Source organism: Maribacter sp. BPC-D8, from assembly GCF_035207705.1.
In the GTDB taxonomy this organism is placed as follows: Bacteria; Bacteroidota; Bacteroidia; order Flavobacteriales; family Flavobacteriaceae; genus Maribacter.
The window spans coordinates 1-15129 of sequence record NZ_CP128187.1 but is presented as its reverse complement, the minus strand read 5'-3'; the positions used below and the strand labels follow the sequence as shown (position 1 = coordinate 15129).

Annotated in this window: 7 protein-coding genes, 2 tRNA genes and 3 rRNA genes; 7 read left to right on the top strand and 5 right to left on the bottom strand. The window is 40.3% G+C overall.

The genetic code is table 11. The features are described from left to right. The first annotated feature begins 258 nt into the window (after positions 1 to 258). From pulA to QSV08_RS00030, 7 genes are all read left to right on the top strand, one after another. Positions 259 to 2241 carry a type I pullulanase gene (gene pulA, locus QSV08_RS00060; RefSeq protein ID WP_324025609.1) on the top strand — a complete coding sequence of 661 codons (1983 nt, stop codon included), beginning with the start codon at positions 259 to 261 and terminating at the stop codon, positions 2239 to 2241. 29 nt (positions 2242 to 2270) lie between these two features. Continuing rightward, positions 2271 to 2495, top strand: coding sequence for a VF530 family DNA-binding protein (locus QSV08_RS00055; RefSeq protein ID WP_073247394.1), 225 nt, complete (start codon positions 2271 to 2273; stop codon positions 2493 to 2495). Further along, entirely contained in the window at positions 2495 to 2953 is a 459-nt protein-coding gene (locus QSV08_RS00050; RefSeq protein WP_324025608.1) for a tRNA (cytidine(34)-2'-O)-methyltransferase, read from the top strand. The genes QSV08_RS00055 and QSV08_RS00050 overlap by 1 nt, the downstream gene beginning before the upstream one ends. A 362-nt stretch (positions 2954 to 3315) precedes the next feature. Then, entirely contained in the window at positions 3316 to 6423 is a 3108-nt protein-coding gene (locus QSV08_RS00045; protein ID WP_324025607.1) for a WD40/YVTN/BNR-like repeat-containing protein, read from the top strand. An 83-nt stretch (positions 6424 to 6506) separates the two neighbouring features. Continuing rightward, positions 6507 to 7157, top strand: coding sequence for a ribulose-phosphate 3-epimerase (gene rpe / locus QSV08_RS00040; protein ID WP_324025606.1), 651 nt, complete (start codon positions 6507 to 6509; stop codon positions 7155 to 7157). Next, a complete protein-coding gene (locus QSV08_RS00035) occupies positions 7154 to 8134 on the top strand; it encodes a YpdA family putative bacillithiol disulfide reductase (RefSeq protein WP_324025605.1) in 981 nt (326 codons plus the stop codon). The genes rpe and QSV08_RS00035 overlap by 4 nt, the downstream gene beginning before the upstream one ends. 87 nt (positions 8135 to 8221) lie before the next feature. Further along, on the top strand, positions 8222 to 8827 hold the full coding sequence (locus QSV08_RS00030; RefSeq protein ID WP_324025604.1) for a hypothetical protein: 606 nt from the start codon (positions 8222 to 8224) through the stop codon (positions 8825 to 8827). 566 nt (positions 8828 to 9393) lie between these two features. Here the strand turns inward: QSV08_RS00030 and rrf are convergent. From rrf to QSV08_RS00005, 5 genes are all read right to left on the bottom strand, one after another. Then, positions 9394 to 9505 (bottom strand): 5S ribosomal RNA (gene rrf / locus QSV08_RS00025). Between the two features lie 168 nt (positions 9506 to 9673). Beyond that, positions 9674 to 12505 (bottom strand): 23S ribosomal RNA (locus QSV08_RS00020). Positions 12506 to 12646: 141 nt separating this feature from the next. Next, positions 12647 to 12720: transfer RNA gene (locus QSV08_RS00015), tRNA-Ala, on the bottom strand. A 152-nt stretch (positions 12721 to 12872) separates the two neighbouring features. Beyond that, positions 12873 to 12946 (bottom strand) — tRNA-Ile (locus tag QSV08_RS00010). A gap of 182 nt (positions 12947 to 13128) precedes the next feature. After that, a 16S ribosomal RNA gene (locus QSV08_RS00005) occupies positions 13129 to 14653 on the bottom strand. The 16S, 23S and 5S rRNA genes sit together here with 2 tRNA genes alongside, the layout of an rRNA operon. Between the last annotated feature and the right edge of the window lie 476 nt (positions 14654 to 15129).

The following is a 15129-nucleotide window of genomic DNA, read 5'->3' as shown; positions in this document are numbered from 1 at the left end:
AACTCAAAGCGTTCAAGCTATAAAAATTACACGTTAAATATTCCTTAAATTGGCAATATTGGCATATTAGTTGTAATTTTAACGGTAACAACAGTTTATCATGACTGTTCGTTTTTTGATTGATGAATAAACTCCGGCTGATTACCGGAGTTTTTTCATTTATAATAGTTTCTACCGTAATTTAAGAAGCTAAGTATCTGTTTACTGATACATACTCTAAAAAATCTTTCCTTATCTTAGAGTATCAACATTAGCCTAATGAAACATACAGTACTAATTCTAATGAGTTTCGCACTGTTCAACTCTTGTAATACCAAAAAGACTATTACTGATTTCAATAAATACCCTATCCCTATAAACGAAAACCTTTGGATACAATATACCGAAGATGCTACGCTCTTCAAACTTTGGTCTCCAAATGCTGAAGAAGTATTTTTAAGACTCTATAAAGACGGACATGACGCTACTGTCTTTTCATACTACAACCTGACAAAAGAGCATCAAGGTATTTGGCAAACAAAAGTAGATGGTGATTTAAATGGCATCTATTACACCTATCAAGTTAAAATTAATGATTCGTGGCTAGATGAAACTCCAGGAATTTATGCAAAAGCTGTAGGTGTAAATGGCAATAGAGCCATGGTCTTAGATATGGAAACTACCAACCCGAATGGTTGGCAGAAAGACACTTCCCCAACTCTTAGCACCTATAATGAAGCTATAATTTATGAATTACATGTTCGCGACATGACAATTCATTCGCAGTCTGGCTCATCACTGCCTGGTACATATTTAGGGTTAGTAGAAGCTGATACTAAAGGTCCAACTGGAGTTGCTACAGGTATTGATCATTTAAAAGAATTGGGTATTACCCATGTGCATCTTTTACCCACTTTAGACCACTACGCTATTGACGAAACCAATTTAGACACTCCACAATTTAATTGGGGTTACGACCCTAACAACTATAATGCTCCTGAAGGTTCTTTTTCTACCGATCCCTTTAATGCCGAAGTGCGCATTAAAGAGTTTAAGCAAATGGTAAAGACTTTTCATGATAATGGTATTGGAGTTATTTTAGATGTCGCATATAACCACACTGGCAAAACAGAAGAATCTAATTTTAATCAAGAAGTACCTGGGTACTACTATCGCCATTGGGAAGATGGTTCTTATTCAGATGCTGCTGCCTGTGGAAACGAAACGGCATCAGAGCGTGCTATGATGCGGAAATTCATCATAGAATCTATCTTACATTGGACGAAAGAATATCATATTGACGGATTCCGGTTCGACCTCATGGGTATTCATGACATTGAAACCATGAATAAAATTGGCGAAGCTGTTTTAGAAATAAATCCTGATGCACTTTTATATGGGGAAGGATGGACTGCTTCAGATTCTCCGCTACCGGAAGAAAAACGAGCTCTTAAAAAACATATGCAGCAACTTCCAAAATTTGCAGCTTTTAGTGATGATTTACGTGACGGATTAAAAGGTTCAGTTTTTGAAGATGAAAGTTTAGGTTTTGTTAGTGGCGCTAAGAATTCAGAGGAATCTATTAAATTCGGGGTTGTAGGCGCTATTCAACATCCTCAAATTGAATACGAAAACGTAAATTATTCTGATGCTCCTTGGACTTTAGAACCATGGCAATCTATCAACTATGTTTCTTGCCACGATAATCATACCTTATTTGACAAACTTAAAATTTCAAGACCAGACGCAACATTTGAAGAATTAATTGCCATGGATAAATTGGCGAATGCCATTGTACTGACCTCACAAGGAACCCCATTTCTTCATGCTGGATCAGAAATGCTTCGTACTAAAAACGGAGAACATAATTCTTACAACCTACCAGATAGCATTAACCAAATAAACTGGAATTGGAAGAATGATAACAAAGAAGTATTCGACTACTATAAAAATCTAATAAAGCTGAGAAAAGAGCATCCAGCTTTTTATATGGCTACCTCCAATCAAGTAAGAGAACATTTAAAATTCCAAAATACTAATAATAGTCTTGTTTCCTTTACACTAGAAGGTAATGCAAACGATGATAATTGGAAAAACATTTTAGTGATTTATAACGCATCAAACGAAAAATTAAATTATAAAATTGATGGAGTTTGGCAAAAAGCTGTTTCTGGTAGTACCTTTGACTTTCAAGGGCTGCATTTATTGAAAGACAGTATTGAAGTACCTGGGCTATCAATGTACATCGCATTTCAGAAATAATTGTAAGTCTATAAAATTTTAATAAAAACATGAGTTCAGATTCTCAACCTAATAATCCGCTTCATGGTATTAAGCTAGCAACAATACTTGAAGAACTTACAGAAAAGTATTCTTGGGAAGATTTGGCTGGTCAAGTTGATATTAATTGCTTTAAAAGTAATCCCTCTATAAAATCAAGCTTAAAATTTTTACGTAGAACTCCTTGGGCTCGAGAAAAAGTTGAACATTTATACTTACAATCCTTCAAAAAATAATGAGCCTTAATATTGTACTCATAGAACCAGAAATACCAAATAACACAGGTAACATCGGCAGACTAGCCCTTGGTACCGGATCCACGTTGCACTTGGTAAAACCATTCGGATTTGAACTTACTGATAAACGTTTAAAAAGAGCGGGACTAGATTACTGGCAGCACCTCAATGTTATTATGTACGAGAATGTTGATGATTTTTTTGAGCAGCATAAGAATCAAAAAATGATATTCTTTTCTGCTACTGCTACCAAAAATCATTGGGAAATGGATTTTGAAGATGATATGTTTCTCGTTTTCGGAAAAGAATCTATTGGCTTACCAAAAGAATTATTACAGCAAAACACCGAAAATACTTCCAAAATCCCATTGTATAGCGAACACATTAGAAGTTTAAACCTAGCCAATGCTGTTGCCATTACTATCTACGAAGGTTTGCGACAAATAAACTTGAAATAACTACTTTTTCTAATAACTGAAATCGTAAACATTCCTAAAAACTGCTAACTAATCTATTGGCAGTAAAATTTAAGTTGCACTAATTCCCTTTTAATAATTAACAACTTCAATCTAGTTATTGAATTTAATTCTATCGATTGCCAAATTCCAAATAACAGCAGTTCATATTTCCTATATCTTAAAAAATCATGATGATATTATGATTCTATCATTCATGAAAAAATACTCAAAATAGCCAAGAAATTAGGTTTCCCCAACTTCCCGTTAAAATTTGAAAATCATTCAATTATAGCAGAATAATTGATTATTTTCAAAGTGAAATTCTTTTATTTCATCAATAGAACCAACCTAACTTCCACCTTATGAATACGAAAAAATACTACCTATTACTTGCATTTACATTGGTCGCTTTTAGCTCCAGTTTTGCACAAAAAAAATCTAAAACAAATACTGCAACAATAACTCCAGAATTCTATGAGAATTTAGAATGGCGAAATATCGGTCCTGTACGTGGCGGTCGTTCCTTAGGGTCTTCGGGAAGTCCAAGTAGACCTAACGAATATTATTTCGGTGCAACAGGTGGCGGACTATGGAAAACTACAGATGGCGGTAATGAATGGGAAGCTGTTACCGATGGTCAAATTACAAGCTCTTCCGTTGGTGCAGTGGCGGTCGCAGAAACTAATCCTGATATTGTATACATTGGTATGGGAGAAGTACAATTACGCGGCAGTATCACCCAAGGTGACGGAGTTTATAAATCAGCTGATGCCGGTAAAACTTGGACACATCTAGGTCTCGAAGAAACTCAAGCGGTTTCTAGAATTAGAATTCACCCAACAAATCCTGATATTGTTTATGTAGCCGCATTAGGGCACCCATATGGCGATAATGAACAACGTGGTATTTTTAAAAGTACCGATGGTGGAAAAACTTGGAACAAAACATTGTATGTAAGTGATAAGGCAGGTGCCGTAGATTTAATTATTGACAGAAATAATCCTAATGTTTTATACGCTAGCACATGGCAAGTTCAAAGAAAAGCATGGAAAATGTGGGGCGGTGGTCCAGATTGTAAACTATGGAAATCTACTGATGCCGGTGAAACTTGGACAGATCTTTCAAAAAACCCTGGAATGCCAGAAGGTCCGTTAGGTAAAATCGGAGTGACAGTTTCACCAGCAGATTCTAATCGTGTTTGGGCTGTTGTAGAAGCTAACGAAGGTGGTATTTTTCGTTCAGACGATGCCGGTAAAACTTGGGAACGCACTAATGATGAAAGAAAACTGAGACAACGTGCTTTTTACTATTCGAGAATTTATGCGGATCCGCTAGACAAAGACATTGTTTACGGACTTAATGTTGATTTTTGGAAGTCTACCGATGGAGGAAAAACTTTTGATACAAAAATTAAAGTACCGCATGGCGATAATCACGATTTATGGATAGACCCTAACAATCCAGAGCGTATGATTTCTTCAAATGACGGTGGTGGCGTTGTTAGTATCAACGGTGGTAAAACTTGGACAGAAGAAGATTACACTACTACTCAACTATACCATGTAATGACAACGAACGATGTACCTTATCATGTAGCTGGTGCACAACAAGACAATAGTACTATTGCCGTACCAAGTGATGGTTGGGGACATATGCAAGCAAGAGGTCAAGGAGATGGTTGGGCTTACGCTGTTGGCGGTGGTGAAAGTGGCTGGATCACACAACATCCTACGGACTTAGATATTTTTTATGCCGGTAGTCAAGGAGCACTTTTAACTCGTTATGATAGAAGTAACGGACAATCTAGAGATATTCAAGTATACCCACGATTTTTCTCTGGTGAACCCGCTAGTGCTTTACCAGAACGCTGGCAGTGGACTTTCCCTATTATGTTTGCTCCTCAAGATTCAAATGTAATGTACACATGCTCTCAACATGTTTGGAAAACTACAGATGACGGACAGTCTTGGGAAAAAATTAGTCCAGATTTAACCTATGCAGACCCATCTACCTTAGGTAAAACTGGTGGTATTATCACCATGGATATGAACGGGCCAGAAATTTATGCGACGGTATTTGCCCTTGCTCCATCAAACCACGATATTAATACCATATGGGCAGGTTCTGATGATGGCAAAATACATATTACAAGAGATGGCGGCAAAAATTGGGCTGATATTACCCCTAAAGATTTACCTAAATTTTCTAGAGTAAGTATTATTGATGAATCTATTCACAACCCAGGTACACTTTATGTTGCAGCTAACAGATACCAAGTTGATGACAGACAACCTTATGTTTTCAAAACACATGATTACGGAAAAACATGGACCAAAATTATTAACGGAATTGAAGATGGACATTTTGCAAGAGCCGTACGTGAAGACCCCGTAAAAGAAGGGTTACTATTTTTGGCTACTGAACATGGTGTATATTTCTCAATGAACGATGGTGAGCTATGGCAAAGTCTTCAGTTAGAACTTCCAGATACTCCTGTTAGAGATTTAGTTATAAAAGATAATGATGTCGTATTAGGAACACACGGTAGAGGATTCTGGATCTTAGATGATATTCAACCCATAAGACAGTTTACCCCAGAAATGACAAAGCAAGATGCTGTTCTGTTTAAACCTTCAGATGCGCTTAGAGGTTTAACAAACGCCTCTATTCAATACTACTTAAAGGAACAAAAAGACACCATCACTTTTGAAGTTTATGATGCTCAAGATAAATTAATCAACACCTTTACCGGTAGTAAACCGAAATATGAAGTAGACCCTAACATTCCTTATTGGCTAAAAGGTGGATCTACTAAGCCTACCACTGCAAAAGGAATAAATACGTTTACTTGGGATATGAGATATACAGGCGCCACCACTTTTGACGGTATGATTATTTGGAGTGCAAGACCTGCTCGAGGACCAAAAGCTCCATTAGGAATTTATAAAGTGAAAATGAAATCTGGCGATTATGAAAAAACATATGCCTTCAAAATAAAAATGGACCCCAATCTTAAAGGTATCACCAAAGAAGATTTAGATGAGCAGTTCGAGCTTTCCAATAAAATTATGGGTAAAACTACTGCAGCTAATGAAGCAGTGATTAAAATTCGTGAAATTAAAAAATCACTTACAGCCGCGAAAGAAAGTATTGAAACCAGCGACTATACTAATACGGTAACTCCATTTTTAAATGATTTATCAGAAGTTGAAGAAGCATTGTATCAAGTAAAAAACCAATCGGGTCAGGATCCTTTAAATTTTCCAATAAAACTCAACAATAGATTGGCTTCTTTGCGCAGAAGTGTAGAAGATGGCGATGCAAAACCCACCAACGGTGCTTATAAAGTTTTTGAAGAACTATCTGCAGAGCTTAAAGTTGAACTTGAAAAACTAGATAGTATTTTGAATAAATACAAAACTAAAATAAATCCTATACTAACTAAAAATGGTGAGTCGAAGATTGATTAAATGATGTTAAAGCAAAAGCTAAAACGCTATTAAAACGAATTACAAATACGTATTTTTGTAATGAACAATTAAGGTTTATTCATATGAAAAAGGCAAGTATAGCGCCATCACTTTTAGCAGCGGACTTTGGAAATCTACAACGTGACGTTGAAATGGTAAATGCAAGTGAGGCGGAGTATCATCATATTGATGTTATGGACGGAGTTTTTGTTCCGAACATATCTTACGGTATGCCGGTTGTAAAAGCCATTCATAAGCATGCTACAAAACCTTTAGATGTACATTTAATGATTGTAGACCCTGATAGATATCTTGAAGAGTTTGCTAATCTTGGAGCTCATATATTGACGGTACATTATGAAGCGTGCACGCATCTACATAGAACTATACAAGCCATAAAGGCATTGGGCATGAAAGCTGGTGTTGCATTGAATCCGCATACTAATGTTATGCTTTTAGAAGATATCATTCAAGATATTGATGTTGTTTTGATTATGAGTGTAAATCCGGGTTTTGGCGGACAATCATTTATAGAAAATACATATGATAAAATAAAAGCTACTAAGGCTTTGATTACAAGAAAGAAATCATCTGCTCTTATTGAAGTCGATGGCGGAGTTACAACTGCCAATTCAAAGAAATTAGTTGAAGCAGGTGCAGATATTTTAGTTGCCGGAAGTTTTGTATTTAAAAGCGCCGATCCAATTAAATCTATAAAAGAATTAGAAGGATGAAAACTGAATTTGATATGGTCATCGTTGGTGGTGGACCAATAGGAATTGCATGTGGCTTAGAAGCAAAGAAAAACGGACTCAGTTACCTTATTCTAGAAAAGGGTCCGATTGTGAATTCGCTGTTTCACTACCCAAGTAATATGCAATTTTTCTCTTCATCTGAAAAATTAGAGATTGACGAAATACCATTTATAAGTAATGAAGCTAAACCTAAACGAGATGAAGCTTTAGAATATTACAGACGAATTGTAACCTCTAATAAATTGAATATAAATCTATTTGAAAAGGTTGAAAATGTTCAAAAGAATGAAAATGTTTTTACAATAGTTTCAGATAAAGCCACCTATACTTCTAAACAGGTTGTAGTCGCTACTGGTTTCTATGATCTACCTAATTTATTGAATGTACCAGGAGAAGATTTAGATAAGGTGGTTCATTATTATGACAATCCCCATTACTATTCAGGTCAAAAAGTGGCGGTAATTGGAGCTAGTAATTCTGCCATTGACGCGGCACTTGAATGTTATAGAAAAGGTGCTGAAGTATCCTTGATTATACGTGGACCAGAAGTTGGTCAACGCGTTAAATACTGGGTGCGACCAGATATCATTAATAGAATTGAAGAAGGTAGCATCAAAGCTTATTACAACACAACCATAAAATCAATATCAAAAAATCACATCAACTTAACCACACAAGATGGTGATGTAACAATTGAAAATGACTTTGTTTTAGCATTAACAGGGTATAAACCTAATTTTAACTTTTTAGAAAAACTAGGTGTCAATATAAGTAATGATGCAAAGAAATTACCAGAGTATAATCCAGATACTATGGAAACCAATGTAGAAGGTCTTTATTTAGCGGGTGTAATTTGTGGCGGGATGGAAACCCACAAATGGTTTATAGAGAATTCTAGAATTCACGCAAAAATGATTGTTAAGAGTATTATTTCGAATGTGATAACTACCTCGTAATTAACTGATATATTGGTTTTAAAAGTTGTCACGACAATAGACAATTTTTAAAAACGTTATATTTACTTAATAACAAAACCAAACCCTATGATTTTCTTCGGTACCGGATCAGCAAATCTTGACTCCGTAAAAACAAGAAATATTACTTGTCAACACTGCAACAATCAAGATACTATTTACATCAATATTTACAGAAAGCATGCTCACGTTTTTTGGATTCCTATGTTTCCATTAGGGAAAAGTGGTAGTTCTTATTGCACCCATTGTAAAGAGACCTTATCTCCAAAACAAATGCCCGAAGCGCTTAAAATGCAATATAAAAACATTAAAGACGAAGCGAAAGGACCCATATGGCAGTTTTCAGGACTTTTAGTATTAGCGCTCTTAATTGGATTTGTAATTTATTCTAGTGGGAAAGACAAAGAAAATACGCAGCTATATTTATCAGCTCCGGCTGTTGGTGACGTATACAAATACAAAGTTGATAATGGTAGTTATTCTACGATGAAACTTGAGAAAGTAACTTCAGATAGTTTATACCTTTCTTTAAACGATTATGAAATGTCAAAAAAATCTAGACTTTATAAGATTGATAAAGACGAGAACTATTCTGAGGTAACCTATGGGTATTCAAAAAATGAAATTTCTCAAATGCAGAAAGAAGGTATTATTTTCGATATCAATAGAGATTAAGATTCAACATATATTTCAGATTGCAAATTAATTTACAATCGTTATTCAAAACAAACGAAACCTGAGAAGATAACTTCTCAGGTTTTTTTATATAGACTACTGTAAGCTCAATTTATTGGTGCTTATCTTCCAAAATATAGATTTACTTATAAAATTGACAAATACACGTATCAATTAAAAGATATAGTATCAGTGATTCTTTTACGTACCGTTATTAATAAACCTTTAGAGATTACTTCAAAACTTGAAGCATTAATTTAACTGCCATTTACATCTTCAATCCCAGATTTACGATTAACTAATTTTGGTTACATGTAAACTATATTCTTATTTAAGTTGTACCCTTCTTAAACATAGTACACTAAATAGTCAATACAATTGATATGAAGTCTCTATCGTAGGTACAGATGAATTAGCTGTAGAAATGATTATTATATGAGTAGTAGTAGTAGTAGTAGTGATGTTCGTTTTGCTATTACCTTTTGTTACAGAGGGTTTATGCAGTAGAGTTTTGTTGGATTTATGGTATAAAAAAAGCCCTTTACATTACTGTAAAGGGCTTTCGAAAAAGGCGGCTACCTACTCTCCCACTTGATATAGCAGTACCATCGGCGCAAACGGTCTTAACTTCCCTGTTCGGAATGGTAAGGGGTGGGCCCCGTCGCCATGGCCACCTAAGTTTTAGATCGGATATTACCGACCGCGGCCTTCGCCGCAATATCGTTGACATGAATGGAACAGGATCCTATAAAGGAAAGAAGCACTTATAGTATTAAGTATTTTTCGTAATAAAAAGAAAGAAGTAAAGATCGTCGTCCGCCCCTTCCCTAAAGAAGGGACGTACGTATGCGCAAGCCTGACGGGCAATTAGTACTACTCGGCTACGGACATTACTGCCCTTCTACCTATAGCCTATCAACGTGGTCATCTCCCACGGCCCTTTAAAGAAATCTCATCTTGTGGCTGGTTTCGCGCTTATATGCTTTCAGCGCTTATCCAATCCCGACATAGCTACCCAGCGATGCTCCTGGCGGAACAACTGGTGCACCAGCGGTCAGTCCAACTCGGTCCTCTCGTACTAGAGTCAGATCCACTCAAATTTCTAACGCCCGCAGTAGATAGAGACCGAACTGTCTCACGACGTTCTGAACCCAGCTCGCGTGCCACTTTAATGGGCGAACAGCCCAACCCTTGGGACCTTCTCCAGCCCCAGGATGTGACGAGCCGACATCGAGGTGCCAAACCCCCCCGTCGATATGAGCTCTTGGGGGAGATCAGCCTGTTATCCCCGGCGTACCTTTTATCCTTTGAGCGATGGCCCTTCCATGCGGAACCACCGGATCACTATGCTCTTGTTTCCAACCTGATCGACCTGTATGTCTCTCAGTCAAGCGCCCTTGTGCCATTGCACTCTACACACGATTGCCAACCGTATTGAGGGCACCTTTAGAAGCCTCCGTTACTCTTTTGGAGGCGACCACCCCAGTCAAACTACCCACCACGCACTGTTCTCTCATCGAGAGTTAGGCCCCGGACAAGCAAAGGCTGGTATTTCAACAATGACTCCACCACACCTAGCGATGCAGCTTCAAAGTCTCCCAGCTATCCTACACATTGCTTGACCAAGGTCAATACGAAGCTATAGTAAAGGTGCACGGGGTCTTTTCGTCCCACTGCGGGTAACCGGCATCTTCACCGATACTACAATTTCACCGAGCTCATGGCCGAGACAGTGTCCAGATCGTTGCACCATTCGTGCAGGTCGGAACTTACCCGACAAGGAATTTCGCTACCTTAGGACCGTTATAGTTACGGCCGCCGTTTACTGGGGCTTCAATTCAATGCTTCTCCCCGAAGGAATGACATCTCCTCTTAACCTTCCAGCACCGGGCAGGTGTCAGGCCCTATACTTCATCTTTCGATTTTGCAGAGCCCTGTGTTTTTGATAAACAGTCGCCTGGACCTCTTCACTGCGGCCCCCCATAAGGGGGCGACCCTTCTCCCGAAGTTACGGGTCTATTTTGCCTAGTTCCTTAGCCATGAATCTCTCGAGCGCCTTAGAATACTCATCCCAACCACCTGTGTCGGTTTACGGTACGGGCTGCTTCACTTGCTTTTCTTGGAAGTCGATATGCTGGATTATCACCTTGACCGTGGTCTCGGTGTACTATCGGGGCGTTACCGCTCCCTTCAACGTACAATTCCGTCTGTACGCACCAACTTCTCGCCTCCGTCACTTTTAGCGTGAGCAGGTACAGAAATATTAATCTGTTGTCCATCCACTATCCCCTTCGGGTTCGCGTTAGGTCCCGACTGACCCCCAGCTGATTAGCATAGCTGGGGAAACCTTGGTCTTTCGGCGTGCGGGTTTCTCGCCCGCATTATCGTTACTTATGCCTACATTTTCGTTTGTAATCGCTCCAGCATCCCTCGCAGGTACACCTTCGACGCAATTACAATGCTCCCCTACCCCTCATATAAATATGAAGTCACAGCTTCGGTGATATACTTATGCCCGATTATTATCCATGCGGAACCGCTCGACCAGTGAGCTGTTACGCACTCTTTAAATGAATGGCTGCTTCCAAGCCAACATCCTGGCTGTCAATGCAGTTCCACCGCGTTATATCAACTTAGTATATACTTTGGGACCTTAGCTGGTGATCTGGGTTCTTTCCCTCTCGGACATGGACCTTAGCACCCATGCCCTCACTGCGCAGAAACATTTTATAGCATTCGGAGTTTGTCAGGAATTGGTAGGCGGTGAAGCCCCCGCATCCAATCAGTAGCTCTACCTCTATAAAACTATCTACACGCTGCACCTAAATGCATTTCGGGGAGTACGAGCTATTTCCGAGCTTGATTGGCCTTTCACCCCTACCCACAGGTCATCCCAAGACTTTTCAACGTCAACGGGTTCGGTCCTCCACTATGTGTTACCACAGCTTCAACCTGCCCATGGGTAGATCGCACGGTTTCGCGTCTACTACTACTAACTATGGCGCCCTATTAAGACTCGCTTTCGCTACGGCTCCGGACCTGAAGTCCTTAACCTTGCTAGTAAAAGTAACTCGTAGGCTCATTATGCAAAAGGCACGCCGTCACCCATATGGGCTCCGACCGCTTGTAAGCGTATGGTTTCAGGATCTATTTCACTCCGTTATTCACGGTTCTTTTCACCTTTCCCTCACGGTACTGGTTCACTATCGGTCTCTCAGGAGTATTTAGTCTTGGCGGATGGTCCCGCCGGATTCATACAGGGTTTCACGTGCCCCGCACTACTCAGGATACCACTATCTTAATGCTCTTTACCTATACGGGACTATCACCCTCTATGGTCGCTATTTCCAAAGCGTTCTAGTTCATTACATCTCGAATGTCGTGGTCCTACAACCCCGCACATGCCGGAACATGTACGGTTTGGACTAATCCAATTTCGCTCGCCGCTACTATCGGAATCACTTTTGTTTTCTCCTCCTCCGGGTACTTAGATGTTTCAGTTCCCCGGGTTTACTTCCATTACTGGATAACATATCTTCAATATGCTGGGTTGCCCCATTCGGATATCTACGGATCATATCGTGTGTGCCGATCCCCGTAGCTTTTCGCAGCTTATCACGTCCTTCATCGCCTCTGAGAGCCTAGGCATTCCCCATACGCCCTTTTCCAGCTTGTCGCCAGATCTTTAATCTATTCTATTTTATTCGTACTCTTTACTTAATAAAGATTCGTGTTTCTTTCTTTTTTAGTCGGTAAAACATAAAAATGTCTTACCTCCTGTTCCAATATGTCAATGAACGTTGTCGACTTTCGTCGCTGTGGAGAATATCGGAGTCGAACCGATGACCTCCTGCGTGCAAGGCAGGCGCTCTAGCCAGCTGAGCTAATCCCCCGTTTTCAGTTATCAGTATTCAGTTTACAGTATTCAGCCTATGCCGTACTGCGTACCACATACCGTGTACTGCAAAACTGGTTTCCCAACTTCTAAAATTTCCTTCAATACTTAATGAACGTACCGTCTAATCAAAGACGATTTTCTTGTTTGTAGTCCCAGGCAGACTCGAACTGCCGACCTCTACATTATCAGTGTAGCGCTCTAACCAGCTGAGCTATGGGACTGTCCCTACTCTTTCCTCTCGGCATAAATACCTCGCAAAAAAAAGCAATTACTTATATATCATAATTATGGAGATTATTGTAATGGAACATTTACTAAAGAAACTATTATTAAATCAAAAGACCGGGACCGTAGTTCCATTCTTTACTTCGTCAGGGACTGTCCTTAAAAGGACAATCTCTAGAAAGGAGGTGTTCCAGCCGCACCTTCCGGTACGGCTACCTTGTTACGACTTAGCCCTAGTTACCGATCTTGCCCTAGGCCGCTCCTTACGGTGACGGACTTCAGGCACTCCCAGCTTCCATGGCTTGACGGGCGGTGTGTACAAGGCCCGGGAACGTATTCACCGGATCATGGCTGATATCCGATTACTAGCGATTCCAGCTTCACGGGGTCGAGTTGCAGACCCCGATCCGAACTGTGACAGGTTTTGTAGATTCGCTCTGCCTTGCGACATGGCTGCTCTCTGTACCTGCCATTGTAGCACGTGTGTGGCCCAGGACGTAAGGGCCGTGATGATTTGACGTCATCCCCACCTTCCTCACGGTTTGCACCGGCAGTCCCGTTAGAGTCCCCATCATGACATGCTGGCAACTAACGGTAGGGGTTGCGCTCGTTATAGGACTTAACCTGACACCTCACGGCACGAGCTGACGACAACCATGCAGCACCTTGCAAATTGCCCGAAGGAAAATCTATCTCTAGACCTGTCAATATGCATTTAAGCCCTGGTAAGGTTCCTCGCGTATCATCGAATTAAACCACATGCTCCACCGCTTGTGCGGGCCCCCGTCAATTCCTTTGAGTTTCATTCTTGCGAACGTACTCCCCAGGTGGGATACTTATCACTTTCGCTTGGCCGCCCAGAACTCAAGGTTCCGGACAGCTAGTATCCATCGTTTACGGCGTGGACTACCAGGGTATCTAATCCTGTTCGCTCCCCACGCTTTCGTCCATCAGCGTCAGTATATAGTTAGTCACCTGCCTTCGCAATCGGTGTTCTATGTAATATCTATGCATTTCACCGCTACACTACATATTCCGGCAACTTCACTATAACTCAAGACTAACAGTATCAAAGGCAATTTTACAGTTGAGCTGCAAACTTTCACCCCTGACTTATCAGCCCGCCTACGGACCCTTTAAACCCAATAATTCCGGATAACGCTCGGACCCTCCGTATTACCGCGGCTGCTGGCACGGAGTTAGCCGGTCCTTATTCTTACAGTACCGTCAGTAAGCTACACGTAGCTATTTTTCTTCCTGTATAAAAGCAGTTTACTACCCATAGGGCATTCTTCCTGCACGCGGCATGGCTGGATCAGAGTCTCCTCCATTGTCCAATATTCCTCACTGCTGCCTCCCGTAGGAGTCTGGTCCGTGTCTCAGTACCAGTGTGGGGGATCCCCCTCTCAGGGCCCCTACCCATCGTAGTCTTGGTAAGCCGTTACCTTACCAACAAACTAATGGGACGCATGGCCATCTTATACCGCCCGAAGGCTTTAACCACATCCTGATGCCAGGTCGTGGTACTACGGGGCATTAATCCAAGTTTCCCTGGGCTATTCCCCTGTACAAGGTAGGTTCCATACGCGGTGCGCACCCGTGCGCCGGTCGTCAGCGGAGCAAGCTCCCTGTTACCCCTCGACTTGCATGTGTTAGGCCTGCCGCTAGCGTTCATCCTGAGCCAGGATCAAACTCTTCATCGTTGTTTTGTAAATATTCGTCCCAACGAAGTCTAAATTTCTCCCGGCCCCGACTCTCGATTCAATTCCTTATATATACCTTACGATATACTAAATTGTATGTTTCCTTAATTCTTGTTCCTCTCGTTCAGGTCCTCACCTGAACTCGATTCTTATCTCCACAATATTTCAATGAACTTCTATCCACTCCGCATTAAATCTCTCGATTTCTTTGCTTCGTTTCCCTTAGGTGTTTCCCTAAGCGGCTGCAAATATACAACTGTTTTTTAACCTGACAACTTTTATTGAAAAAAATATTTTCTTTTTTTCTCAGATCAAATCAACATATATATGAACCTTTTTCCAACTCCCGATTCCGAACTAATCTTCCTCGTTTGCGGGGTGCAAATGTACACACTATTCTTAATAACACAAGCCTTTTTGAAATAAAAAAAACAAAGTTTTTTAACACCACCATAACAACATGATTTACCGTACGT

What these genes read in the sequence shown, in the direction of transcription:
- QSV08_RS00035 (WP_324025605.1), top strand. Translation starts at nt 7,154, where the DNA reads ATGAAAACTGAATTTGATATGGTCATCGTTGGTGGTGGACCAATAGGA.
- pulA (WP_324025609.1), top strand. Translation starts at nt 259, where the DNA reads ATGAAACATACAGTACTAATTCTAATGAGTTTCGCACTGTTCAACTCT.
- QSV08_RS00055 (WP_073247394.1), top strand. Translation starts at nt 2,271, where the DNA reads ATGAGTTCAGATTCTCAACCTAATAATCCGCTTCATGGTATTAAGCTA.
- QSV08_RS00030 (WP_324025604.1), top strand. Translation starts at nt 8,222, where the DNA reads ATGATTTTCTTCGGTACCGGATCAGCAAATCTTGACTCCGTAAAAACA.
- QSV08_RS00050 (WP_324025608.1), top strand. Translation starts at nt 2,495, where the DNA reads ATGAGCCTTAATATTGTACTCATAGAACCAGAAATACCAAATAACACA.
- rpe (WP_324025606.1), top strand. Translation starts at nt 6,507, where the DNA reads ATGAAAAAGGCAAGTATAGCGCCATCACTTTTAGCAGCGGACTTTGGA.
- QSV08_RS00045 (WP_324025607.1), top strand. Translation starts at nt 3,316, where the DNA reads ATGAATACGAAAAAATACTACCTATTACTTGCATTTACATTGGTCGCT.